Source organism: Amycolatopsis sp. NPDC114503 (genome assembly GCF_055633655.1).
Genome location: NZ_JBVKDT010000001.1, coordinates 1,354,567 through 1,375,690, shown reverse-complemented (window position 1 = coordinate 1,375,690; position 21,124 = coordinate 1,354,567). Strand labels below are relative to the sequence as shown.

The 21,124-nt window shown below is 68.6% G+C and carries 23 protein-coding genes; 12 read left to right on the top strand and 11 right to left on the bottom strand.

Annotation, left to right across the window (positions count from 1 at the left end; translation table 11 throughout):
• Window positions 1-48: 48 nt before the first annotated feature.
• On the bottom strand, window positions 49-660 hold the full coding sequence (locus ACZ7OI_RS06765) for an AIM24 family protein (RefSeq protein WP_470263163.1): 612 nt from the start codon (window positions 658-660) through the stop codon (window positions 49-51).
• Between the two features lie 134 nt (window positions 661-794).
• Between ACZ7OI_RS06765 and moeA the strand changes: the two genes are divergently transcribed.
• Complete coding sequence (gene moeA / locus ACZ7OI_RS06760) at window positions 795-1,988, top strand: molybdopterin molybdotransferase MoeA (RefSeq protein WP_470263162.1); 1,194 nt, start codon at window positions 795-797, stop codon at window positions 1,986-1,988.
• Window positions 1,989-2,436: 448 nt separating this feature from the next.
• On the opposite strand, the gene ACZ7OI_RS06755 is transcribed toward moeA, so the two are convergent.
• On the bottom strand, window positions 2,437-3,696 hold the full coding sequence (locus ACZ7OI_RS06755) for an MFS transporter (RefSeq protein WP_470263161.1): 1,260 nt from the start codon (window positions 3,694-3,696) through the stop codon (window positions 2,437-2,439).
• Window positions 3,693-4,238: an ArsR/SmtB family transcription factor gene (locus ACZ7OI_RS06750; protein WP_470263160.1), complete on the bottom strand. Its 546-nt coding sequence runs from the start codon at window positions 4,236-4,238 to the stop codon at window positions 3,693-3,695. The genes ACZ7OI_RS06755 and ACZ7OI_RS06750 overlap by 4 nt, the downstream gene beginning before the upstream one ends.
• A gap of 61 nt (window positions 4,239-4,299) precedes the next feature.
• On the opposite strand from ACZ7OI_RS06750, the gene ACZ7OI_RS06745 reads away from it, so the two are divergent.
• The 3 genes from ACZ7OI_RS06745 to pssA all read left to right on the top strand — a co-directional run bounded on the left by ACZ7OI_RS06745 (window position 4,300) and on the right by pssA (window position 6,716).
• Window positions 4,300-4,590, top strand: a complete 291-nt coding sequence (locus ACZ7OI_RS06745) for a GlsB/YeaQ/YmgE family stress response membrane protein (RefSeq protein WP_470263159.1) — start codon at window positions 4,300-4,302, stop codon at window positions 4,588-4,590.
• A 441-nt stretch (window positions 4,591-5,031) separates the two neighbouring features.
• Window positions 5,032-5,745: a phosphatidylserine decarboxylase gene (locus ACZ7OI_RS06740; protein ID WP_470263158.1), complete on the top strand. Its 714-nt coding sequence runs from the start codon at window positions 5,032-5,034 to the stop codon at window positions 5,743-5,745.
• Between the two features lie 2 nt (window positions 5,746-5,747).
• Window positions 5,748-6,716 (top strand): CDP-diacylglycerol--serine O-phosphatidyltransferase, encoded by a 969-nt coding sequence (gene pssA / locus ACZ7OI_RS06735; protein WP_470263157.1) that lies wholly within the window; start codon window positions 5,748-5,750, stop codon window positions 6,714-6,716.
• A 10-nt stretch (window positions 6,717-6,726) separates the two neighbouring features.
• Here pssA and ACZ7OI_RS06730 read toward each other — a convergent pair whose 3' ends face one another.
• The gene (locus ACZ7OI_RS06730) at window positions 6,727-7,350 is read right to left on the bottom strand and encodes a winged helix-turn-helix transcriptional regulator (RefSeq protein ID WP_470263156.1); all 624 of its coding nucleotides are present in this window, start codon (window positions 7,348-7,350) and stop codon (window positions 6,727-6,729) included.
• A gap of 67 nt (window positions 7,351-7,417) precedes the next feature.
• On the opposite strand from ACZ7OI_RS06730, the gene ACZ7OI_RS06725 reads away from it, so the two are divergent.
• Both ACZ7OI_RS06725 and ACZ7OI_RS06720 read left to right on the top strand, forming a co-directional pair.
• Window positions 7,418-8,284 carry an alpha/beta fold hydrolase gene (locus ACZ7OI_RS06725; protein WP_470263155.1) on the top strand — a complete coding sequence of 289 codons (867 nt, stop codon included), beginning with the start codon at window positions 7,418-7,420 and terminating at the stop codon, window positions 8,282-8,284.
• Window positions 8,285-8,335: 51 nt separating this feature from the next.
• Window positions 8,336-10,624: an AAA family ATPase gene (locus ACZ7OI_RS06720; RefSeq protein WP_470263154.1), complete on the top strand. Its 2,289-nt coding sequence runs from the start codon at window positions 8,336-8,338 to the stop codon at window positions 10,622-10,624.
• 130 nt (window positions 10,625-10,754) lie between these two features.
• Here ACZ7OI_RS06720 and ACZ7OI_RS06715 read toward each other — a convergent pair whose 3' ends face one another.
• Together ACZ7OI_RS06715 and ACZ7OI_RS06710 are read right to left on the bottom strand one after the other, a co-directional pair.
• Complete coding sequence (locus ACZ7OI_RS06715; RefSeq protein WP_470263153.1) at window positions 10,755-11,417, bottom strand: LytR C-terminal domain-containing protein; 663 nt, start codon at window positions 11,415-11,417, stop codon at window positions 10,755-10,757.
• Complete coding sequence (locus tag ACZ7OI_RS06710) at window positions 11,414-11,722, bottom strand: DUF3263 domain-containing protein (RefSeq protein ID WP_067579729.1); 309 nt, start codon at window positions 11,720-11,722, stop codon at window positions 11,414-11,416. Before ACZ7OI_RS06710 ends, ACZ7OI_RS06715 begins: the two co-directional genes overlap by 4 nt.
• A 139-nt stretch (window positions 11,723-11,861) precedes the next feature.
• Here ACZ7OI_RS06710 and ACZ7OI_RS06705 point away from each other — a divergent pair, with 139 nt between their 5' ends.
• Window positions 11,862-12,428, top strand: a complete 567-nt coding sequence (locus tag ACZ7OI_RS06705) for a peptide deformylase (RefSeq protein ID WP_470263152.1) — start codon at window positions 11,862-11,864, stop codon at window positions 12,426-12,428.
• 111 nt (window positions 12,429-12,539) lie between these two features.
• Here ACZ7OI_RS06705 and ACZ7OI_RS06700 read toward each other — a convergent pair whose 3' ends face one another.
• A complete protein-coding gene (locus ACZ7OI_RS06700; RefSeq protein WP_470263151.1) occupies window positions 12,540-13,175 on the bottom strand; it encodes an FMN-dependent NADH-azoreductase in 636 nt (211 codons plus the stop codon).
• Window positions 13,176-13,306: 131 nt separating this feature from the next.
• Here ACZ7OI_RS06700 and ACZ7OI_RS06695 point away from each other — a divergent pair, with 131 nt between their 5' ends.
• The 3 genes from ACZ7OI_RS06695 (at window position 13,307) to thiD (ACZ7OI_RS06685) (ending at window position 16,773) form a co-directional block, all read left to right on the top strand.
• Window positions 13,307-13,729, top strand: a complete 423-nt coding sequence (locus ACZ7OI_RS06695; protein ID WP_470263150.1) for a winged helix-turn-helix transcriptional regulator — start codon at window positions 13,307-13,309, stop codon at window positions 13,727-13,729.
• Between the two features lie 579 nt (window positions 13,730-14,308).
• The gene (thiC, locus tag ACZ7OI_RS06690; protein ID WP_470263149.1) at window positions 14,309-15,952 is read left to right on the top strand and encodes a phosphomethylpyrimidine synthase ThiC; all 1,644 of its coding nucleotides are present in this window, start codon (window positions 14,309-14,311) and stop codon (window positions 15,950-15,952) included.
• Entirely contained in the window at window positions 15,949-16,773 is an 825-nt protein-coding gene (thiD, locus tag ACZ7OI_RS06685; protein WP_470263148.1) for a bifunctional hydroxymethylpyrimidine kinase/phosphomethylpyrimidine kinase, read from the top strand. The genes thiC and thiD (ACZ7OI_RS06685) overlap by 4 nt, the downstream gene beginning before the upstream one ends.
• Window positions 16,774-16,780: 7 nt before the next feature.
• Here the strand turns inward: thiD (ACZ7OI_RS06685) and ACZ7OI_RS06680 are convergent, their stop codons facing one another.
• Window positions 16,781-17,452 carry a glycerophosphodiester phosphodiesterase gene (locus ACZ7OI_RS06680; RefSeq protein ID WP_470263147.1) on the bottom strand — a complete coding sequence of 224 codons (672 nt, stop codon included), beginning with the start codon at window positions 17,450-17,452 and terminating at the stop codon, window positions 16,781-16,783.
• Between the two features lie 10 nt (window positions 17,453-17,462).
• Window positions 17,463-18,443, bottom strand: a complete 981-nt coding sequence (locus tag ACZ7OI_RS06675) for a hypothetical protein (RefSeq protein ID WP_470263146.1) — start codon at window positions 18,441-18,443, stop codon at window positions 17,463-17,465.
• A gap of 92 nt (window positions 18,444-18,535) precedes the next feature.
• Between ACZ7OI_RS06675 and ACZ7OI_RS06670 the strand changes: the two genes are divergently transcribed.
• Window positions 18,536-18,739, top strand: coding sequence for a hypothetical protein (locus ACZ7OI_RS06670; RefSeq protein ID WP_116200384.1), 204 nt, complete (start codon window positions 18,536-18,538; stop codon window positions 18,737-18,739).
• On the opposite strand, the gene ACZ7OI_RS06665 is transcribed toward ACZ7OI_RS06670, so the two are convergent.
• Complete coding sequence (locus ACZ7OI_RS06665) at window positions 18,736-19,743, bottom strand: phosphatidylinositol-specific phospholipase C domain-containing protein (RefSeq protein WP_470263145.1); 1,008 nt, start codon at window positions 19,741-19,743, stop codon at window positions 18,736-18,738. The genes ACZ7OI_RS06670 and ACZ7OI_RS06665 overlap by 4 nt on opposite strands.
• 112 nt (window positions 19,744-19,855) lie before the next feature.
• Between ACZ7OI_RS06665 and thiD (ACZ7OI_RS06660) the strand changes: the two genes are divergently transcribed.
• Window positions 19,856-20,689, top strand: a complete 834-nt coding sequence (gene thiD / locus ACZ7OI_RS06660; protein ID WP_470263144.1) for a bifunctional hydroxymethylpyrimidine kinase/phosphomethylpyrimidine kinase — start codon at window positions 19,856-19,858, stop codon at window positions 20,687-20,689.
• On the opposite strand, the gene ACZ7OI_RS06655 is transcribed toward thiD (ACZ7OI_RS06660), so the two are convergent.
• Window positions 20,686-21,117: a MarR family winged helix-turn-helix transcriptional regulator gene (locus ACZ7OI_RS06655; protein WP_370933741.1), complete on the bottom strand. Its 432-nt coding sequence runs from the start codon at window positions 21,115-21,117 to the stop codon at window positions 20,686-20,688. The genes thiD (ACZ7OI_RS06660) and ACZ7OI_RS06655 overlap by 4 nt on opposite strands.
• Window positions 21,118-21,124: the final 7 nt, after the last annotated feature.

Here is a 21,124-nt window from a genome sequence, read left to right as displayed (position 1 = left end):
GCTACCGGAATCAGCGCCCCCGGCAATGGGGTAATCGGCAGATTCCCCTTACGCCTGCGACACTCGCCGGTTGCGCGATTGGACGAGCACGGTTCCCGGTCCGGCGAAATCGAGGACGAGTCCTTCGCCGGTTCGCAACGACTGCGGACCGCTCGGGTCAAGCGCGCGCAACCGGCATTGCAAGGTGTCGGGATAGGCGAGCAGATAGTCCGGGCGCACGGTCACGATCTCGCCGCGGCCGAGGTCGAACGAGTCCACCGGACCGGGCGCGGTGAGCAGGAGCGGGCCGCGGCCGCTGTAATGCTCGAGGAACCCGGAATCGGCGCCGAACAACTGCTGCAGCGGGGCCCAGTTCTGGTCGACGCGGACCGTGCTCGGCCGGGCGAGCACGCCCTCGCGGTGCACCGACCAGCCGGTGGAACCGGTCAATTCGAGCGGATAGACGTCGCCGGGGCCGAGCGGGGCCAGATCGACCCAGCCGCCCTCCGGTGGCGCGGTGAACACCGAGGGACCGCCCTTGCGGCCGCGGTTCTGGTTCGTCTCGGCGACGTTGAAGCTGCTGGCCAGCAACGATTCCGCGGCGGCCTGCACCGCTTCGCCGGGAGCGAGCAGCACGCGGGCGACGCCGAACCCCGGCGTGTGCCTGGTGTGGACGCGCATGTCAGCGGGGGTTCGCGAGCGCGGCGCGCCCGAACTGGTTGCGGACCCGAAACTGCATCAGAACTCTCCCCGTGTTCCCCGGCTTGTGCCGGGAGAGTGTTGCACGACGGGCAGCAAGAGGGAGGATGGTCCGCGTGATCTCCGTCGACGCCTACCGCGAGACCGTGACCGAACTGCTCGGCCGCGCGCCCGTCCGCACTGTTCCGGTGGCCGAAGCCGCCGGGCTCGTCCTGGCCCGCGACGTGCTCGCCGACGTGGCGCTGCCGCCGTTCGACAACTCCGCGATGGACGGATACGCCGTGCGCGCCGCGGACGTCGCCGAGGTCCCGGTGACGTTGCCGGTGGCCGACGACATCCCGGCCGGCCGGATAGACGTCGAACCGCTCGAACCGGGTACCGCTCAGCGGATCATGACCGGCGCGCCGCTGCCGCCGGGCGCGGACGCGATCGTGATGGTGGAGGACACCGACCGCGGCACGTCGGAAGTCCAGATCTCCCGCGCGGCCTCTGTCGGCAACCACATCCGCCGGACCGGCGAGGACGTCACGAAGGGGACCGTCGCGCTGCACGCGGGCACTGTGCTGAGCCATGCGCACCTGGGCCTCGCCGCCGCGGTCGGTTTGGCGGAGTTGGAGGTGCACTGGCCGCTGTCGGTGCTGGTGGTGTCGACCGGCACGGAACTGGTGGAAGCCCCGAACCCGTTGCAGCACGGGCAGATTTACGAATCGAACAGCGTGATGCTGGCGGCGGCTTTGCAGGGGCTCGGCTGCCAGGTCGAGGTCGTGCGCAGCGTGGTCGACGATGTGGAGGAATTCCGCAAGATCATCGAGCCGCGACTGGAGTCGGTGGACCTGCTGATCACGTCGGGCGGGGTGTCGGCCGGGGCGTACGAAGTGGTGAAGGACGCGCTGACCGGGCAGGGCGTGGAATTCCAGAAGATCGCGATGCAGCCTGGCGGGCCGCAGGGATGCGGGCGGTGGAACGGCGTGCCGGTGGTGACGCTGCCGGGGAATCCGGTGAGCGTGCTGGTGTCGTTCGAGGCGTTTTTGCGACCGGCGGTGCTTTCGGCGATGGGCCATTCGGACGTGGATCGGCGGCGCGTGCGGGCTCGGTTGACCGAGGACATGACGTCCCCGGCCGGGCGACGGCAGTTCCGGCGGGGGTTTTATACGCCGGTTCTTGGTGAGGTGACTGGGGTTGTCGGGCCTCGGGGCGGGCCCGGGTCGCATTTGCTGGCGGCGTTTACGCAGGCTAATTGCTTGATTGTGTTGCCGGAGGAGGTTTCGGCGGCTTCGGAGGGGGATGAGGTTGAGGTGTTGCTGCTTTAGTTCTGGCTGGTTCGGCGGTTTTTCTTGCCGGGTGGGCTGTTTGGCGGGTGGGCGGGCGGTGCTGGCGATAGGCCTTTGGCGTTCCTGAGCTGGCTGGCTGGCATCACGTTTTGGGGTTCTGCCGCGTTTCGGCGCGCAGCAGCTGGATTCCGCACGCCAGGCGTTCCCTGCGATCAGACCGCGGGAAGCGCGACCCCCGCCCTCCTCTGGGGGACGGCCCATGCCCAGCCTATCCGCCCCCACCGACAACCCCGCCCACTTCAGCCGGGTTGTCCACAGCAAGCGCGACTTGGGGAAAATCCCGCACCCGCCGCAAAGGCCCGAACAGCGGCAGGACGAGCGACATCAGCCGAACGCCCGCCATCGCGAACAAACGCCACCCGCATACCGAGCACAGCCCCGCCGAGCACAGCCCCGCCCTCCTCCGGGGGACCGGCCCATGCCCAGCCTATCCGCCCCCACCGACAACCCCACCCACTTCAGCCGGGTTGTCCACAGCAAGCGCGACTTGGGGAAAATCCCGAGCCCGCCGCAAAGGTCCCAGCAACAACACCCCCAGCGACGCCAACTGCACAACCACCATCGCGAACATCGCCACCCGCACCCCAGCCGCCTGTCCGAGCGCCCCGCCCAGCAGGGCGCCCAGCGGGATGGTGCCGTAGTTGACCATCGACGAGCTCGCGCTGATCCGACCGTAAAGATGGCGCGGGCAATACCGCTGCCGGAACGTCGCGCCCAGCACGTTCGACCCGACCACGCCCGCCGCGATTCCCGCTCCGGCGAGGACGAACAGCGTCAGGCCCCACCCCGGCTGAGCCAGCGGGCCGAGCAGCATCGCCGGTACGACCAGCGCCTCGCACCACAGGAATCCCCAGGCGGTACCGGTTCGTCGGGCGACCCGGCTCACCAGCGTCGCGCCTAGTACTCCGCCGACTTCGCCAAGGGCGAGCACCAGTCCGACGGCACCCGGGCCCTGGCCAAGCACGTCGACCAGAAACACCACTGCCACCGCGTAAAAGCCGTTCAGAGCCAGGTTCGCGACCCCGCCGGACAGGACCAGCACCCGCAAATACGAATCCCGGGCCACGATTCGCATTCCTTCGGCGATTTCCGTGCGCAAGCGCGTTCGTGAACGAGGAGGCGGTTCATCCGCGCGCAGGAAACCCAGGCACAGTGCGGAAAACCCAAAGCTCAACGCATCCACGAGCACGCCGCTGACCGGCCCGAACGCCGACGCCAGCAGCCCGGCCAGGCCAGGGCCGCCGACTTGTGCCGCGGATTCCGCGCCTTGGAGCCGGACGTTGGCTCCCAACAGATCGGCATCGTCCACAACGGACGGAAGGAAAGCCCGGTAGGCGAGCGAAAAGAATACCTTGGCGAAGCCGCCGACTAAAGCGGCAGCCAAGAGTAAGCCGACAGAGAGAAACCCCAAGGCCCACGAAATGGGCACGACAAGAAAAGCCGCCATCTGGATGACGTCGCAAACCAGCATCACCCGCCGCTTAGGCCACCGGTCGACCCAAGCCCCGGCAGGCAAACCAACCGCGAGCCAGGGAATCCACGCCGCAGCAGTCAGCGAAGCAACCTCGAACGTCGAGGCATGCAGTACCAGCAACGCCACCAACGGAACCGACGCACTCGCCACCGCGCTGCCGACCGTGCTGACCGTCTGTCCAGTCCACAAGAGACGGAACGCGGCACCCCTCACGGCTCAGCTCTGAAACCGCGCCCGAACACGAACACCGGCTGCCGTTCCGTCGAAGGATCAGAATCCGCCTTCGCGCCGAATTCCGCGAACAGCGCAGCCATCCGCTCGTTCAGCTCCGCCAATTCCGCAGGCGTCAACCGCATCCACGCATCAGACGAGAACCACGCGTCACGCCATTCCGAAGGGGCCGTCTCCAATTCCGAAAGCCACTCCCGGGACAACGTCATCTGCCGATCGAGGCTCACCGTCTCCGCGACCTCCGCCACCGGATCCCCGGCGAAATCCGAAGTGGCCCAGGACAACGTGCCGGAAGGACGCCGCCACCAGCGTTCCCGCCGGTCCCGCGCCAGTTCCGGCGCTTCGACCACCAGCCCGGCCCCGGAAAGCACCTTCAGGTGGTGGCTCACATTGCCCACCGCCTGCCCGGTTTTCTCCGCGAGCACCGACGCGGTGGCCGGGCCGTCGAGTTTCAGCATGTCCAGCAGGCGGCGGCGCAGCGGATGCGACATCGCGGCCAGCACTTGGGAATCGCGGACCTCCATGTTGCACAACAGTAGTTGTACAACAACTCTTGTGCAATAGCCCGCGGGTATCCTCGCGAGCATGGGCATCATCCTGTGGATCGTCTTCGGCGCGCTGGTCGGCTGGATCGCGAACCTCGTGGTCGGCGGCCGGGAGCGGCAGCGGCAGGGCTGTCTCGTCAGCGTGCTGGTCGGCGTGGTCGGGGCGGCGCTCGGCGGCTTCATCTACCGGCTCTCGACCGGTGAGCAGCAACACTTCGAGTTCGACTTCCCGAGCTTCGGCGTCGCCATCCTCGGCGCGATCGTGCTGCTGCTCGTGTTGCGGCTGGTCAGCGCCGCGACCGCGAGCCGTCGCGATCGTGACCGTTGGTAACGGTTTCCCGACGATCTGTCAGAACGCCCCGGTCGCGGACTAAACTGACTCGTTCCGCGCCCGGGTGCGTGCTTCGTCGGGGGACGCATGCACCCGGGCCGCGTCGCGCACGAGCCGAGCAGCGTGAACAGGGTCGACGAGCTGGGGAACTGGCACCGAAAGCACATCCCGGCGCCAGGCGCGCAACAACTGCGCGAGCAGATCGGGTACCGCCATCGTCTCCCTCGCCAGGTCGGCCCGGGCACCGGTCCCGAGCGGCGTCAACTACCCGGTGTTATCGGATTGTTCGACGCGTCGTTACCGGTTTGTGGTCGCGCCCACCAGCGCCGGGGCAACCCTTACGACCAGGGGCCGCCGGGTCCGCCGCAGGCGGGCGGTAGCGTGGGGAAGCCCAAATCGGACCCTTACACCGACCGAGACGAACAGCGGGGAACTCGACCCATGAGCGGCCAGCCCACCGGTAACCCCCTCGCGCACGCCGTCCAGCTGGCCCGCGAGACGTTCCCGCCGATGCACCCGGCAGGACGGCCGTTCCTCCTCGGCGGTCTGGCCGCGACGATCGTGGCGCGCCGGTTCTCCAAGCGCCTCGGCGTGGCCGGCGCGCTCGCCACCGCGGGCATGACGGCGTTCTTCCGCGAGCCGAAGCGCGTGCCCCCGCTGCGGGACAACGTCGCGATCTCGGCCGCCGACGGCACCGTCTCGCTCATCGAGGAAGCGGTTCCTCCCGCCGAGCTCGGCCTGCCCGCCGAGCCGCGGATGCGGGTGAGCGTGTTCCTCTCCGTCTACGACGTGCACGTCCAGCGCACGCCGGCGGCGGGCGTGATCTCGAAGGTCGCGTACAAGCCGGGCAAATTCCTTTCCGCGGACCTCGACAAGGCGAGCGAGGTCAACGAGCGCAATTCGCTGGTGCTGCACACGGTCGACGGCCACGAGCTCGTCGTCGTGCAGATCGCCGGTCTGGTCGCGCGCCGCATCCGGTGCGACGTCCGCGAGGGCGACAAGGTGTCCGCGGGCGAGACCTACGGCATCATCCGCTTCGGCTCGCGCGTCGACACTTATCTGCCGCCGGGCAGCCGGGTCGTGGTGGCCAAGGGCCAGCGCACCGTCGGCGGCGAAACCGTGCTCGCCGAACTTCCTGCGCAGGGAGAAAGCTGACCATGGTCCGCGTGACCACCCCGGGCGTCCGGCTGCTGCCGAACGCGATCACCGTGCTCGCGCTCTGCGCCGGTCTTTCCTCGGTGCAGTTCGCCCTCACCAACAACTACGCGATGGCGATCGGCTCGATCGGCATCGCCGCCGTCCTCGACAGCCTCGACGGCCGCATCGCCCGGCTGCTCGACGCGACGTCCAAGATGGGCGCCGAGCTCGACTCCCTGTCGGACGGCATTTCGTTCGGCGTCGCGCCCGCGCTGGTGCTCTACATCTGGCAGGCGCACGGCGACCGCATCGGCTGGGTCGCGTCGTTGATCTTCGCGGTCTGCATGATCCTGCGGCTCGCCCGCTTCAACACGCTGCTCGACGACACCGACCAGCCGCCGTACGCCGCCGAGTTCTTCGTCGGCGTGCCCGCGCCGGCCGGCGGCCTGGTCGCGATGCTGCCGCTGATCGCCACGCTGCAGTGGGGCGAGGGCTGGTGGTCCGAGCAGTACGTGGTGCTGGTGTGGACCATCGCGGTGGCCGCGCTCCTGATCAGCCGCATCCCGACGCTCTCGCTCAAGACGGTCAAGGCCCCGGCGAAGGCGATCGCGCCGCTGCTGGTGGGCGTCGGCCTGCTGGCCGCCGCGATCATCGTGTTCCCGCTGGCGGCGCTGGCGGTCGCGCTGGTGCTGTACCTGCTGCACATTCCGTATTCGGTCTACCGGCACCGCTGGCTCGCCGCGCACCCGGAGGCCTGGGAAGTGCCGCCGCGGGAACGCCGCGCGATCCGCCGGGCCCGCAGCCACCGACGGCTGCGGTTGCGTCCGGCCTCGGGCCGGGTCGCCGGTGCGGCGATGCGCGCGGTGCGCCGGACGAACTCGGACCTGGTGCGGAGCCGGAACCTGCGGGAGCGGGACCACAGCTCGGCCACGTCCGGGCCGACCCAGCGGCGCCGCAGCTGGCGTCGGATCGGCATTCGGCGCCGGTAGCTCTGCCTCGTCAGGCGGAGAAGACGGCGCGAACCACAGCCTCGTCGCCGTCGATCTCGATCATCCCGAGGGCTTGGGCGTCCTTGAGCGAGAGCGCGCCCGCGGCAAGGCCGAGGACGCAGGCCGGATCAGCGCGGACGGTGGCGTCGAGATCCTCGTTCAGCGAGCCGACCTCGAAGCCGGAGCGCGTCGCGCGGAGCTGGAGGGGCGGGCCGCCGACCTCGATGCCGATCGTCGCCCTGCGGGTGACCTTGACCCGGGCGTCGAGCAGCGGGGGAACCGCGAGAGCGAGCCACTCCGGACGGAACGAGTCGCCTTCCGGGCCACGAACCATCAACGGGGTCGACCAGCGGATCAGGCTCTCGATCGGCTCGCGCAACTCCGCGCCCCACGGCGTGAGGGCGTATTCGACCGCGCTGCCCTTGCCCGCCAGCCGCCGTTCGAGGACCCCCGCGGTCTCGAGGTCGCGGAGCCGGTCGGCGAGCAGGTTGGTCGCGATGCCCGGGAGGCCGTCGATCAGGTCCCGGTAGCGCGCGGGCCCGAGCAGAAGCTGGCGGACGATAAGCAGATTCCACCGTTCGCCGACGATTTCGAGGGACCGGGCGAGCCCGCAGTACTGGCCGTAGCTGCGCATTGTCTCCCCCTGCTTGACATTCTCAAGTACGCTTGTCTTAATCAAGCATAGCGTCGAGGGGGACGACATGGCTGAGACCGCACGGCCCGACTGGGTCGACGACGAGTTGTTCCCGTTCAAGAGCCGCTTCGTCGACATCGACGGGCACACCGTGCATTACGTCGACGAGGGATCCGGCCCCACGCTGCTGCTCCTGCACGGCAATCCGACCTGGTCGTTCCTCTGGCGCGACGTGATCACCGCCCTGCGCGACGACTTCCGGTGCGTCGCCCTCGACTACCCGGGCTTCGGATTGTCGACGCCGAAACCCGGCTATCGCTACCTGCCCGAGGAACACGCCGAGGTGGTCGCCGGGGTCGTCGACGCGCTCGGCCTCAGCGGGGTCACGCTGGTCGGACAAGACTGGGGCGGCCCGATCGGCTTGGCCGCCGCGCAGCGCCTGCCGGGCGTCTTCGCACGGCTGGTGCTCGTCAACGCCTGGGCCTGGCCGGTCAACGGCGACCCGTACTTCGAGGCGTTCGGCCGCATCGCGGGCGGGCCTCCGATGCGTTTCCTGGCGCGCCGGCTCAACCTCGTCGTCAAGGCGTTTCTCCCCATGGGCCACCGAAAGCGGAAGCCGACCGAGGCCGAAATGACCCACTACCGCCGTGCGATGGACACGCCCGAGCGACGCCAGGCCTCCGGCGTGCTTCCCGGCCGGATCCTCGCCAGCCGGTCCTTCTTCGCCGAGATCGAGGCAGGCCTTCCCGACCTGCCGACGCTGATCGTGTGGGGCAACGCTCAAATCGGTTTCCGGCCACGGGAACGCGAGCGGCTGGAAGCGTCCTTCCCGAACCATCAGACCGTAAGTCTTGACGGCGTAGGGCTTTACGTGGAGTCCGACGCGCCCGAGGAGTTCGTCGCCGCGATCCGCGACTGGTCAGCGACGGCCTGAGCGGCCTTTCGTTCGCGCACAACCGACCGCCGGTTCATTAGGGTGAGCAGCGTGAGCGATCCGCAGATCACCCTGACCGTCCGGCACACGCCGTCCGCGCTCGACGCGCGGCGGGGGGTTGTCCGGCTGCACCCGGAAGTGCTCGACGCGCTCGGCCTGCGGGCCTGGGACGCCGTGCACCTCATCGGCGCGCGGCGCAGTGCCGCCTTGGCCGCGCCCGCCGACGAGGAGGCGACCCCGGGTGTCGTGCTGACCGACGACGTCACCATGTCGAACCTCGGCGTCGCCGAGGGCGGCGAGATCGTGGTCTCGCCGGCAGAGGTCACCGCGGCCCGCACGGTCACCGTGTCCGGGTCTCGGCTGGCGTCCGTTTCGGTGTCGCCGCAGACGTTGCGGCTCGCGCTCACGGGCAAGGTCCTCACTCTCGGCGACGCGGTTTCCCTGCTGCCGCAAGACCTCGCGCCCGCGCCGGGATCGGACGTCGCCGCTGTCCGCGGGCAGTTGTCCCGCGTGATCGGCGCGACCTGGACCAACGAACTGCTGACCGTAACCGCCACCGAACCGGCCGGCGTCGTCGTGGTTGGACCGTCCACTGTGGTCAGCTGGCGGGACGGCGCGCGCACCGGAGCTCCGACCAACGAATCGCCGATGCGCACCGCGACCGCGCTCGTCCGCACGACCGCCGTCACCGCGGCCGAGGACTATCTCGACGCGGAGATCGTCGAAGAGGTCGTCACCGAGGCTCGCGAGGAAGAGCTGGACGAGCCGGTGCCGGTCGCCGACCTGGTCGGCGCCGAGGGCGCGGCGCGCAAGCTGGCCGAGTGGTTCGATCTGGCGTTCCACCGGCCGGAACTGTTGGCGAAGCTGGGCACTTCGGCGCATCTGGGCGTGCTGCTGTCCGGGCCGGAAGGCGTCGGCAAGGCCACGTTGGTGCGGTCGGTCGCCGCTGCGGAGAAGGTGCGCGTGGTGTCGGTGACCGCGCCGAATATCGCGGTGCTGGAACCGAATGCGGCACACCGTTCGCTGCGCGAGGCCATCGACCGGGCAACGGATGGCGACGGTCCGGGCGTGCTGTTGATCAACGACATCGACGCGCTGCTCCCGGCCACGCAGCCGCCGCCAGTGGCCACCGTCGTGCTCGAAGAACTGCGCTCCGCGCTGCGCCAGGACGGGCTGGCTGTGGTGGCGACAACCGCGCGGGCCGAGTCTGCGGATCCGCGGCTGCGCGGTGCCGACCTGCTCGACCGCGAGCTGGGGCTGCCGCTGCCGGAAGCGAAAACGCGCGTCGAACTGCTGCGGATCCTGCTGCGCGACGTGCCGGTCGAATCCGGGGCCGACCTGGGCGTGCTCGCCGAACGGACCCCCGGTTTCGTCGCCGCCGACCTGCTCGCCCTTCGCCGGGACGCGGCGTTGCGGGCCGCGTTGCGCCAGCGCGAGGTCGAGGAACCCCAGATCTCCCAGCAGGATCTGCTCGACGCGCTGGCCACCGTCCGGCCGATTTCGCTGTCCACTTCGGACAATCTGGCCACCGGCGGCCTGACCCTGGACGACGTCGGCAACATGACGTCGGTCAAGGAAGCGCTCACCGAAACCGTGCTGTGGCCGCTGCGCTACCCGGACTCGTTCGCCCGGCTCGGCATCGACCCGCCGCGCGGCGTGCTGCTGTACGGCCCGCCCGGCGGCGGCAAGACGTTCCTGGTCCGGGCGCTCGCCGGCACCGGCGCGTTGAACGTGTTCGCGATCAAGGGCGCGGAACTGCTGGACAAATGGGTCGGCGAATCCGAGCGTGCGGTGCGCGACCTCTTCCGCCGGGCCGCGGACGCCGCCCCCTCGCTGATCTTCCTCGACGAGATCGACGCGCTCGCCCCGCGCCGCGGCCAGTCGTCCGACTCCGGCGTGGCCGACCGCGTGGTCGCCGCGCTGCTCACCGAACTGGACGGCGTGGAGCCGATGCGCGAGGTCGTCGTGCTGGGCGCGACGAACCGGCCCGAACTGGTCGACCCGGCCTTGCTGCGCCCCGGACGCCTGGAGCGGCGGATCTACGTGCCGCCGCCGGACGCCGAATCCCGCGCCGCGATCCTTGCCGCGACGGCAAAGCACACGCCGCTGGCGTCCGATGTGGACCTCGCGGCCACCGCGGAGGCACTGGAGGGCTACTCGGCCGCCGACTGCGCCGCGCTGATCCGGGAGGCGGCGCTGACGGCGATGCGCGAGTCGCTCGAGGCGCGCGAGGTGACCGCGGCGCATCTGGCCAAGGCTCGCGAGGCGGTGCGGCCTTCGCTGGACGCGGCGCAGTTGGCGACGCTGGAGGCTTACGCGCAGGCGCAGCAGGAGCGTTGAGCTGCTGGTGAGTGCGGGTGCCGGTGAGAACCGGTACCCGCACTCACGAGCGCCGCGTCAGTCCGACGTGCCGCGTGCGGACATGACAAAGCCCGCGCCGTAGCGCGGGCTGTCACCGGTCTCGGGAAGCTCAGCTCCCCTTGTGCCCACCAGGCTGGTAGTCCTTCGTGATGATCACTATCACGCCAGGGCTCGAGTTCTGGATGCCGTCGAACCGGGGCTGGGCCTGGAAGCCGAACTCCTTGGCCAGCTGCTTCGCGGCGGCTTCCTCGTCGGTGCCCGGCCGGAAGTACGCCGTGGTCGTCGGGATGTTGCCCTGCGCGTAGTTGCCGACCTCGGCGACGTTCCAGCCCGAACCGCGGAAATCGGCGGCGGCCTGTTCGGCGAGGTGCTTGACCAGCGAGTTGTTGTAGACGCGCAGGGTGACCCACTTGTTCGACGCCTGCTGGTCCGGGCCCGGCTGGCCCGGCTGCCCTGGCTGCTGGCCCGGCTGGCCGCCGGGCTGTCCGGGCTGGCCCGACGCCGGAGCCGACGACGCGGCGGACGACGAGGCCGGGGCCGACGAGGCGGGCGAGGACGGCGCGGAGCTGGGCGCCGCCGAGGACGACTGCTCCGGAGCCGACGACGATCCGCCGGGCGCGGTGGGCTCGCCGGACGTGCTCGGTCCGGCGTTCTGGTCGCCGCTCGTGTTGAGCACGGTGACCCCGCCGATGACGGCCGCGACCACCGCGATCCCGATCAGCGCGACTCCCGCGGCCTTCAACGGCCGGGACAGTCCCGAGAAGACGCTCATGACAGCTCGATCCCCAACCGCCGGGCCCCGCGTTTGCGCTGACGGGCGGCGCGCGTTTTGCGCAGCCGCTTGACCAGCATCGGATCGGCCGCGACGGCCTCCGGCTTGGCCAGCAGCGTGTTCAACAACTGGTAGTAACGGGTGGAGGACAGTCCGAAGCGCTCCCGGATGGCGTTCTCCTTCGCCCCGGCGTGGCGCCACCACTGCCGCTCGAACGCGAGAATGTCCAGTTCGCGTTCGGTCAGGCCACCGACATTCTCCGGCGGCGACGGCTGGTCTCCAGCCATCGACTCCGCGGCGTCCATGCGGTCCTCGCAATCGCTGTCGGCAGTCCTTCCGCGGGCGTCATTGAACCACGGAACCCATGCTCGACATGGGCATCCGACACGGCGCGTCACGGTCCGATCCAGGTGTACCAGAAGGGTCCGACTAAACTCGGCGTCCGTGACCGTCCACCCCATCTGCATCGCCGGCGAACCCGTGCTGCACCAGCCGACGCGCGAGATCACCGAGTTCGACGACAAGCTGGCCACCCTCGTCGAGGACATGTTCGAGACCATGTACGCGGCCGAGGGCGTGGGCCTCGCGGCCAACCAGATCGGACTCGACCTGCGACTGTTCGTATACGACTGCCCGGACGACGAGGGCATCGAACACAAGGGCGTGGTGGTCAACCCGAAGCTCGAGACGTCGGAGATCCCGGAGACCATGCCGGACCCGGACGACGACTGGGAGGGCTGCCTGTCCGCCCCCGGCGAGTCGTACCCGACCGGGCGCGCCACGTGGGCCAAGGTGACCGGCTTCGACGTCGAGGGAAACCCGATCGAGGTCGAGGGCACCGGTTACTTCGCGCGCTGCCTCCAGCATGAGACCGACCACCTCGACGGGTTCATCTATCTGGACCGTCTCGTCGGCCGCCACGCGCGCGCGGCGAAGAAGATGCTGAAGAAGAACAAGTGGGGCGTGCCCGGCCTGACCTGGCTGCCGCCCAAGGAACCCGCGGACGCCTGACCCGCGCCGCGCCTCCCGATTTTCCCGAAGGTCTCCCCGGTTTTCGCCGGGGAGACCTTCGTTCTTCCAGCCGAGCGTCCCGGCACGGCGCGGGACTGCTCGTCGGGGACATCAGGCGGCGATCGCGGTGGCGATCGTCGCGGCGAGCTCACGAGCACGGTCGTGGGCGTCGGCCATGGATGCCTCGTGCATCGGGAGAAACTCCGCCAGGGACGGCGAGTGGGGGGCCATGGTCATCTCGGGGACCACGGTGGCGACATCGAGCGCCAGCTGACTCTCATGTCCGAGCACCGCCTCAGTGGTGGGCACGACGTAGTCGAGGCCGTGGTGGGGCGCGCCGGGACCGTAGCTGCCGCCTCGGGAGGAGATCAGCACCGCCGGACGTCCGGCAGCCGGGGACGGCTTGAAGGTGCGGCCGAAGACCATGATCTGGTCGACCCAGGCCTTGAACACCGAAGGCATCGACAGGTTGTACATCGGCACCGTGAACAGGTAGGCCCCGGCGCCGAGGAATTCCTCGATGAGCTGGTCCTGCAATGCGGCTGCGGCGGCCTGCTCGTCGGTGCGCTGGGCGGGATCGGTGACGCGGGCGGTGATGCCCGCGGCGGTGAGATGGGGCACGGGTGCCGCGGCGAGGTCGCGGTGGACAACCTTGCCGTCCCAGCTTTCGAGGAAGGACTGTGCGACCTGGCGGGAGACCGAGGCTTCGCCGAGCGCGGAGGAATCAATGTGAAGCAGGTACGACATGGTCGGGTGTTCCCTTTCAGCAATGGCGTGAGAGCGCGCTCCAGTGATCGACCAGAGCGAGTGGCGGGTGGTCGCCGAGTGGGTGTTACATACTGGTAGTGCGGTTACGCACCAGATGAGAGGCGAGTGGGATGGCGTCAGCACGACAGATCAGCGGTCCGTGCCAGACCTGGCCGGAGGACAACGCTTTTATCCGCGAGGTGCTCGATCGCATCGGTGACAAGTGGACGGTGCTGGTCATCAGCACCCTGAGCGCCGGTTCGCTGCGCTACTCCGACTTGCAGGCGAGCATCGCGGGAATCTCTCAGCGGATGCTGACCCAGACCCTCAAGCACCTCGAGCGAGACGGACTGCTTACGCGGACCGCGTACCCCGAGGTCCCGCCGCGAGTGGAATACGAGCTAACGGATCTGGGGCGGTCCCTGCTGAGCGCGGTGACGGCGATGGCTGGCTGGGCCGCCGCCCACCACGGTGAGATCGCCAGCAACCGGGCCGCCAAGGAACTGACCGGAGTTGGCCGAGGCAAGAAATCGGTCAGCGCGTCGGCGGGCTGAGCCGTCGGTGGTGCTCAGCGCCCTGTGGCGTCGGGGGCGTCGGAGGTGACGGCCCCTCGTCGTGGTCCGCGCGCACTCGGTCGGCGTACTCGCGGATCTCGCGGGCCCGCCGCGAATGTGTTGGCGTTCAGGCGGTTCAGCGAGTACCCGGACTGCTCCGCGTCCGGACGCCGCGAGATCGCGGCCTGAAGCCGGTCAGCCCACGCCTCGAGGACAACCCGTGACCCCCGGGATCGAGTCGGCCGTTCAACCATCTTGCTCACCTCACTAGTAGTGCGTAACACCATCATGGGTGAGTGAGAGAGGGCTTACAAAAGGCACTTTGAAGTGCGTCAGCATCGCTTGTCAGGCGCCGTCCCCGCACTGTGACGAGTCCGTTTTGTTTCGGCCAGACGGGCGGCAGGGTTGTGCCGAACCGACACCGCATGGCATCGTCGGACGAGCAACCTCAACCGAATGCAACGCGGGAGCTCGCGCCTTGGCGGGCTGAGAGGGTGACTGGTGTCCATCTCGCGGACACCCGGCGTCACCGACCGCATGAACCTGACCGGGTAATGCCGGCGTAGGGAGTGAACGTCGTTGACGACGCTGGAAAACCAGGGTGCCATCGCCCCGTCCGTCACCACCGGGCCGATCACCGGCTCGCACAAGGTCTACCACCGCACCGAATCCGGACTGCGGGTTCCGGCGCGACGGATCGACCTGTCGAACGGGGAGCACTTCGACGTGTACGACACGTCGGGGCCCTATACCGATCCGGACGCGAACATCGATGTCCACAAAGGACTGCACCCGCTTAGGTCCGGCTGGGCCGACGGGCGGGAGCACAACACCCAGCTCGGCTGGGCGAAAGCCGGGGTGATCACCCGGGAAATGGAGTTCATCGCCGCGCGCGAACGCTGTACGCCCGAGTTCGTGCGGGACGAGGTCGCCCGCGGCCGCGCGGTGATTCCGGCCAACCGCAAGCACCCGGAGACCGAGCCGATGATCATCGGCAAGAACTTCCTGGTGAAGATCAACGCCAACATGGGAAATTCGGCCGTCTGGTCCTCTGTGGAGGAAGAGGTCGACAAGATGGTGTGGGCCACCCGCTGGGGAGCCGACACGATCATGGACCTCTCCACCGGCAAGCGGATTCACGAGACGCGCGAGTGGATCGTGCGCAACTCGCCGGTCCCGGTCGGCACCGTGCCGATCTATCAGGCACTGGAAAAGGTCAACGGGGAGCCGGAAAAGCTCACCTGGGAGATCTACCGCGACACCATCATCGAGCAGTGCGAGCAGGGCGTCGACTACGTGACGGTGCACGCCGGCGTGCTGCTGCGCTACATCCCGCTGACCGCGCGCCGGGTCACCGGCATCGTCAGCCGCGGCGGGTCGATCATGGCCGCCTGGTGCCTCGCGCACCACCAGGAATCCTTCCTGTACACGCATTTCTCCGAGCTGTGCGAGATCCTGCGCGAGTACGACGTCACGTTCTCCCTCGGCGACGGCCTCCGTCCCGGCTCGATCGCGGACGCCAACGACCGTGCCCAGTTCGCCGAACTGGAGACCCTCGGCGAACTGACGCACATCGCCCGCGAGCACGACGTGCAGGTGATGATCGAAGGCCCCGGCCACGTGCCGATGCACAAGATCAAGGAAAACGTGGAGCTGGAGGAAAAGCTCACCGGCGAGGCTCCGTTCTACACGCTCGGCCCGCTCGCCACGGACATCGCTCCGGCGTACGACCACATCACCTCGGCGATCGGCGCGGCGCAGATCGGCTGGTACGGCACGGCGATGCTGTGCTACGTCACGCCGAAGGAGCACCTCGGACTGCCCAACCGCGACGACGTCAAGACCGGCGTGATCACCTACAAGATCGCCGCGCACGCCGCCGACCTCGCCAAGGGCCACCAGTACGCGCAGGACTGGGACGACGAATTGTCCAAGGCCCGCTTCGAGTTCCGGTGGAACGACCAGTTCAACCTGTCGCTCGACCCGGACACCGCGCGGGCCTTCCACGACGAGACACTGCCCGCCGAACCGGCCAAGACCGCGCACTTCTGCTCGATGTGCGGGCCGAAGTTCTGCTCGATGCGGATCACCCAGGACGTGCGCAAGTACGCCGAGGAGCACGGTCTGTCCTCTGTGGAGGCGATCGAGGCGGGCATGGCCGAGAAGTCCGCGGAGTTTTCCGAGCAGGGCAACAAGGTCTACTTGCCGGTGGTCAACCAGTGACAGGCACCCCTCGCACTGCCCTCACCATCGCCGGATCCGATTCCGGCGGTGGTGCGGGCGTGCAGGCGGACCTGCGCACGTTCTTCGCCAACGGCGTGCACGGGCTGGTCGCGCTCACCGCGGTCACCGTGCAGAATTCGCTTGGCGTGCAAGGGTTCTCCGAAATCCCGGTCGACGTCGTCACCGCCCAGATCAAGGCGGTCGCCGAGGACATGGGCGTCAACGCGGCGAAGACCGGCATGCTCGCCACCGCGGAAATCATTCAGGCGGTGGCGAAAACACTCGACGAGGTCCACATCGGACGCACCACGGACACCCCGTTCGTGGTCGACCCGGTAGCCGCGTCGATGACCGGTCACGCGCTGCTGCGCGAAGAAGCGCTGGAAGCGATCCGGACGGAATTGTTCCCGCGCGCCACGCTCATCACGCCGAACCTCGACGAGGTCCGGCTGCTGACCGGCGTCACGGTCACCGGCACGAAGAGCCAGCACGCAGCCGCGGAAGCGTTGCTGGAGTTCGGTTCCCAGTGGGTACTGGTCAAGGGCGGCCATCTCTACGACGCCGCCGATTGCGTCGACCTGCTCACCGACGGCTCGGCGGTGATCGAGCTGAGCGGCCCGCGCATCGACACGGAAAACACCCACGGCGGCGGCGACACCATGGCGTCGGCGATCACCTCGTCGCTCGCGAAGGGCGCCGACGTGCCCACCGCGGTCGCGGAGGCGAAGCGGTTCATCGAACGCTGCGTCCTGGAGGCGTATCCGCTCGGCGCGGGAGTCGGCCCGGTTTCCCCGTTCTGGCGGCTCGCGAATCCGTCGTAACGGGCGATCAGCGCGCGACCCGGTCGGGATAGTCGGAGATGATTCCGTCGACTCCCAACCGGCGAGCGCGATCGATTTCCCGCGGATCGTTGACCGTCCAGGCGAAAACCGAGATCGACGCCTCCTGCAGCGCGGCGACCTTCTCCTGCTGGATCGACTCGAATCCGAGCCCCACGTAGTGCGCGCCGCAGTCCCGAGCCATCCGGACCGGATCCACCGGCGCGCCTTCGACCAGCGCGATCGCCTTGAGGCCCGGGTGTTGCGCAACCAGTTCGCGCACGGTGTCGTGATGGAATGACGCCACCAGGAACTGATCGGCGGGCAGGATTTCCGACACGGTCGCGAGAACGGCTTTGGCCGTGGCGGGGTCGAGGATCTCGGCCATCAGCCGGACAGAACTGTCCCGGACGAGTTCGCACACCTCGCTCAGCAACGGGATCTGCTCGCCGGCGACGCGCACCTCGGCCCGCAAGCGCGCCAGGTCGAAATCCCACAGGTAACCCGTCGCGTCGGTGACCCGGTCGAGCAACTTGTCGTGGAACACGACGAGCTGCCCGTCCCTGGTGGCCTGGACGTCGATTTCGACCAGATCCACGCCGAGGCCGATCGCTTTCCGGATCGACGCGAGAGTGTTCTCCGGCGCGTGCCCGGCCGCGCCGCGATGTCCGATGACCAGCATGCCCGACCTTTCAGGAGGCACAAAGCTTTGTGCCGTGATTCCACTGGAATTCGAACCAGGAGCGGTACACCCGGAAGAGATGGGCGGTCATGGGATCCGCCGCCAGCCGGTCGAGATAGAGGTAGCCGAACTCGCCGCCGTGGAGTTTTCCCTGGACGAACTCGGTGAAGCCGAGGTACAGATGCCGGTTGTCCACCAGGAAACCGTGGAGCACCGGCGGCACGTCGTAGGACCGGATCTCGATGGAGATGTTGTTGCTCTCGAGGAAGGCCGCGTTCTCCGCGATCTGGTTGCCGATCTTCTCGATCACCGCGGCCGCGGTCCCCGAGTGGATGGAACTGCCCCCGTCGATGACCGGTTTGATCCGTTCCGCGCCGCTCTCGATCAGCATGCCCTGGTATTCGAGATTGCGAAGGTTCTTCTGGAAGATCAGTTTGTAGAGCAGGAACGTCTGCACGACCTCGAGGTCCAGTCCGAGGTTCAGCATCTCGGTCCGTTCCCCGGAATCCAGCGCCGAGATGATCTGGCGCTGAATGTGCTCGAGCACGCCCTGCACCCCGGGCAGCACCGTGAACGCGGGCGAACCGGTCGGCGCGGCTTCCGGGACGCTGTCCCGGAGCAATTCCCGGACGACCGCTTCCGGCGGAGCGCGGCGGATCAGCAGCCCGATCACTCGCTCGTCACCGGCTTTGATCGCGGCCTGCAACGGGGTGCGGCCGTTGAGCGGTGCGTCCGCGCGGATTCCCGTGCGCAGGAGCAGGTCGATGGCTTTGAGGTCACCGTCCGCGATGCATCGGGCGAGCGAAGCGTCGGAAATGTCGACACCCATTCGGCCCAGCGAGGAACGCGCCCGCGCGCGTTTCGAAAAGATCCATGCGACAACGCCGCTGGCCCCCAGCAGGACGGTGATCGAGAGGCGGACGATGTCTGTCACGGTTGCCTCGTCCAGCGCCAAATTGCCCACGACAACCTCGACCGGCACCATTGCCATGAATCCGCACCCCCGGCTCGCTTCGAGCGGACATCGCACCATAGCAGGGATCTCGTCCCCTTCCGGGTGCTCGTGAATGCGACACTGGCCGGATGAGCGAGACACCGGAAGCGTTGTGGGCGAGGCTGCCGCTTGAGGTGCAGCACGAGGTCGACGGCCTGGTCACCGAGCATCGCACCGCTTCGGCGGTCAAAACAATCCGCAAATCGGGCGTCACGCCGCGACCGGGGATCGCCGAAGCGCAAGCGGTGTACCAATACCGGATGTCAGTACTGAAACCGCCGCCGCGGTTCTAGCCGCGCGAATCCACCGTCGGCAGCACGCTCGTGAGACCGGTCCAATCGGACGTCACCACGGAAGCGTGCTGCTTGGCCAACTCCGCCACGCGCTGGGTCGCCTGGTCGACGGTCGGGTTGTGGTCGTCGATGGCCGGTGCGACGTTCTGCCCGTCCGTCATCACCACGTAGTAGTGGTTCTCGTCGTACCAGGACATTCCGGCCTTCGCGAGCCATTCGCTGGCGTCCCCGTCGAAAACGACGAACCACGGTTTCTGCTCCGCGGAGTATTTGTCGCGCGGGTCGCCGCCCGCGGCGCCGTGCACGGTCGGGAAGATCTGCACCGAATCCAGCTTCCCGGCGGCCTTCTGGGCCAGCAGATAGCCGGCGTACTCGACGTCGGTGTGCAGCGTGTCGGTCGGGTTTCCCTCTTCGACCGTGCCCGGGATGATCTCGGTGAGCACCTTGCCCCGCAACGCGTCCAGCGTCGGCCAATTGTCCGCTTTGGACGCTTCATCGAGCGTGGCGTGGCTGCCGAGAAGGTCGGCGGGCTTGAACACCGCATCGCCGAGATGGTCGCGGAATGCGGCATCGAGCTGGGCCGGGCCGAGGCCGGTATTCGCGGAAAACCCCGTCTTCATTTCGATCTTCAGTGTGAGCGGCGAGTGACCAGGATGCGCGCCGAGCCAGATCCGGATGTCGTCCAGGCACGATTCGAGGTCCTTGTTCGTCCCGCCGGAGTAAAGGTCCGCGGCCGTTCGCGCGGCGGTGCAGTTGTTGCTGTTGCCCAGCGGGTTGGAGTGGCTGACCTTCCACTCGTGGGTGAAGAAGTCCGGCCAGACGTCGAGTTCGAGCAGGGACGAGCCATTGTCCAGCGCCTGCGCGAGGTACGGGTACGCGGCCGGGTCGTAGGTGTTGTGCACGCCGACGGTGGTCACGTGCGAGAGCTTGGGGCTGTCCGCGCTGGCGACCCCCGGTACCGCCAGCGTGGACAGGAGCAGGAGACCGGCCGCGGCGAGCTTCACTGATGTCTCCTTCGTCACGGGGACCAGCACGAACACTTACTGTGCCATCGTGGTGGACTGTGAATGAAGCACAGTTGCCTCAATGGACCAGACCAGAAGTCGGAACGCGCACATGACTGAGAACCCGAGCCCGCCCTCCGCGCTCACCATTGCCGGATCCGATTCCGGCGGGGCCGCCGGGCTGCAGGCGGACCTGCGGACCTTCCTCGCCTGCGGGGTGCACGGCCTGGTCGCGGTCACCGCGGTCACCGTCCAGAACACGCTCGGCGTGCACGACCGCGCCGATCTGCCGCCGCACATCGTGGCCGGGCAGATCGAGGCGGTCGCCGAGGACATGGGCGTCGGCGCGGCGAAGACCGGCATGCTCGCGTCCGCGGAGATCATCCACGCGGTCGCGGCGGCCTGCGACAAAGCCGGGATCGGGCGCGACGGCTCGATTCCGTTCGTGGTCGACCCGGTGGCCGCGGCGATGACCGGCCAGTCGCTGTTCGACGACAACGGCCTCGCCGCGCTGCGCGACGAACTCGTGCCGCGCGCCACCGTGCTCACGCCGAACCTGGACGAGGTGCGGCTGCTCACCGGCATGACCGTGACCGACCGCGAAGGCATGCACACCGCGGCCGTCGTGCTGCACCGGCTCGGGCCGAAATACGTGCTGGTGAAGAGCGGCCACCTGCAGTCCGACCCGGAGTGCGTCGACCTGCTCTTCGACGGTTCGACGTTCGTGGAGCTGCCCGGCCCGCGCTGGCAGACCCCGCACACGCACGGCGCCGGCGACACCATGGCGTCCGCGCTGACCGCTGGGCTGTCCAAGGGCATGCCGGTGGTCGAAGCGGCGCGTTACGGCAAGTGGTTCGTCTCTCAGGCCGTCGAGCACTCGTACCCGATGGGCGCGAAAGTCGGCCCGGTGTCGGCGTTCTGGCGGCTGGCCCCGGAAGAGCTCTAGCTCTCGTCGGAGATCAGGGCTTCCAGCGCGGGAAGCGCGGCGATGATCGACTCGCGAGCTTCGGGCGTGAGCCGGTCGAGACGGCGGTTGAGCTCCTGCACGCGGGTGGAGCGCACGCCGGAGACGAGGCGTTCGCCTTCCTCGGTGGCGCGGGCGAGCCAGGCGCGGCGGTCGACCGGGTCGGATTCGCGGGTGACGTAACCGGCCTCCACCAGCGTGGCCACGATCCGCGACATGGTGGCCGCCGCGACGCCTTCCTTCGCGGCGAGGTCGCCGAGACGCAGCTCGCCGAAGTGCACGAGCGTGGCCAGCGCCGAGATCGACCCGTGGCCGGGCCCGGGCGCGCCGGCCTGGCGCAGCGAGCGGGAAAGCCGTCCCACCGCTAGATACAACCGGCCCGTTACGTCCTGGACCGAGGAAAGAGTCACGATCGGC

Excerpts from the sequence above, each read along its gene's own strand:
- ACZ7OI_RS06765 (WP_470263163.1), bottom strand. The coding sequence starts at position 660 with ATGCGCGTCCACACCAGGCACACGCCGGGGTTCGGCGTCGCCCGCGTG.
- ACZ7OI_RS06750 (WP_470263160.1), bottom strand. The coding sequence starts at position 4,238 with ATGGAGGTCCGCGATTCCCAAGTGCTGGCCGCGATGTCGCATCCGCTG.
- ACZ7OI_RS06745 (WP_470263159.1), top strand. The coding sequence starts at position 4,300 with ATGGGCATCATCCTGTGGATCGTCTTCGGCGCGCTGGTCGGCTGGATC.
- ACZ7OI_RS06740 (WP_470263158.1), top strand. The coding sequence starts at position 5,032 with ATGAGCGGCCAGCCCACCGGTAACCCCCTCGCGCACGCCGTCCAGCTG.
- pssA (WP_470263157.1), top strand. The coding sequence starts at position 5,748 with ATGGTCCGCGTGACCACCCCGGGCGTCCGGCTGCTGCCGAACGCGATC.
- ACZ7OI_RS06730 (WP_470263156.1), bottom strand. The coding sequence starts at position 7,350 with ATGCGCAGCTACGGCCAGTACTGCGGGCTCGCCCGGTCCCTCGAAATC.
- ACZ7OI_RS06725 (WP_470263155.1), top strand. The coding sequence starts at position 7,418 with ATGGCTGAGACCGCACGGCCCGACTGGGTCGACGACGAGTTGTTCCCG.
- ACZ7OI_RS06715 (WP_470263153.1), bottom strand. The coding sequence starts at position 11,417 with ATGAGCGTCTTCTCGGGACTGTCCCGGCCGTTGAAGGCCGCGGGAGTC.
- ACZ7OI_RS06710 (WP_067579729.1), bottom strand. The coding sequence starts at position 11,722 with ATGGACGCCGCGGAGTCGATGGCTGGAGACCAGCCGTCGCCGCCGGAG.
- ACZ7OI_RS06700 (WP_470263151.1), bottom strand. The coding sequence starts at position 13,175 with ATGTCGTACCTGCTTCACATTGATTCCTCCGCGCTCGGCGAAGCCTCG.
- ACZ7OI_RS06695 (WP_470263150.1), top strand. The coding sequence starts at position 13,307 with ATGGCGTCAGCACGACAGATCAGCGGTCCGTGCCAGACCTGGCCGGAG.
- ACZ7OI_RS06680 (WP_470263147.1), bottom strand. The coding sequence starts at position 17,452 with ATGCTGGTCATCGGACATCGCGGCGCGGCCGGGCACGCGCCGGAGAAC.
- ACZ7OI_RS06675 (WP_470263146.1), bottom strand. The coding sequence starts at position 18,443 with ATGGCAATGGTGCCGGTCGAGGTTGTCGTGGGCAATTTGGCGCTGGAC.
- ACZ7OI_RS06670 (WP_116200384.1), top strand. The coding sequence starts at position 18,536 with ATGAGCGAGACACCGGAAGCGTTGTGGGCGAGGCTGCCGCTTGAGGTG.
- thiD (WP_470263144.1), top strand. The coding sequence starts at position 19,856 with ATGACTGAGAACCCGAGCCCGCCCTCCGCGCTCACCATTGCCGGATCC.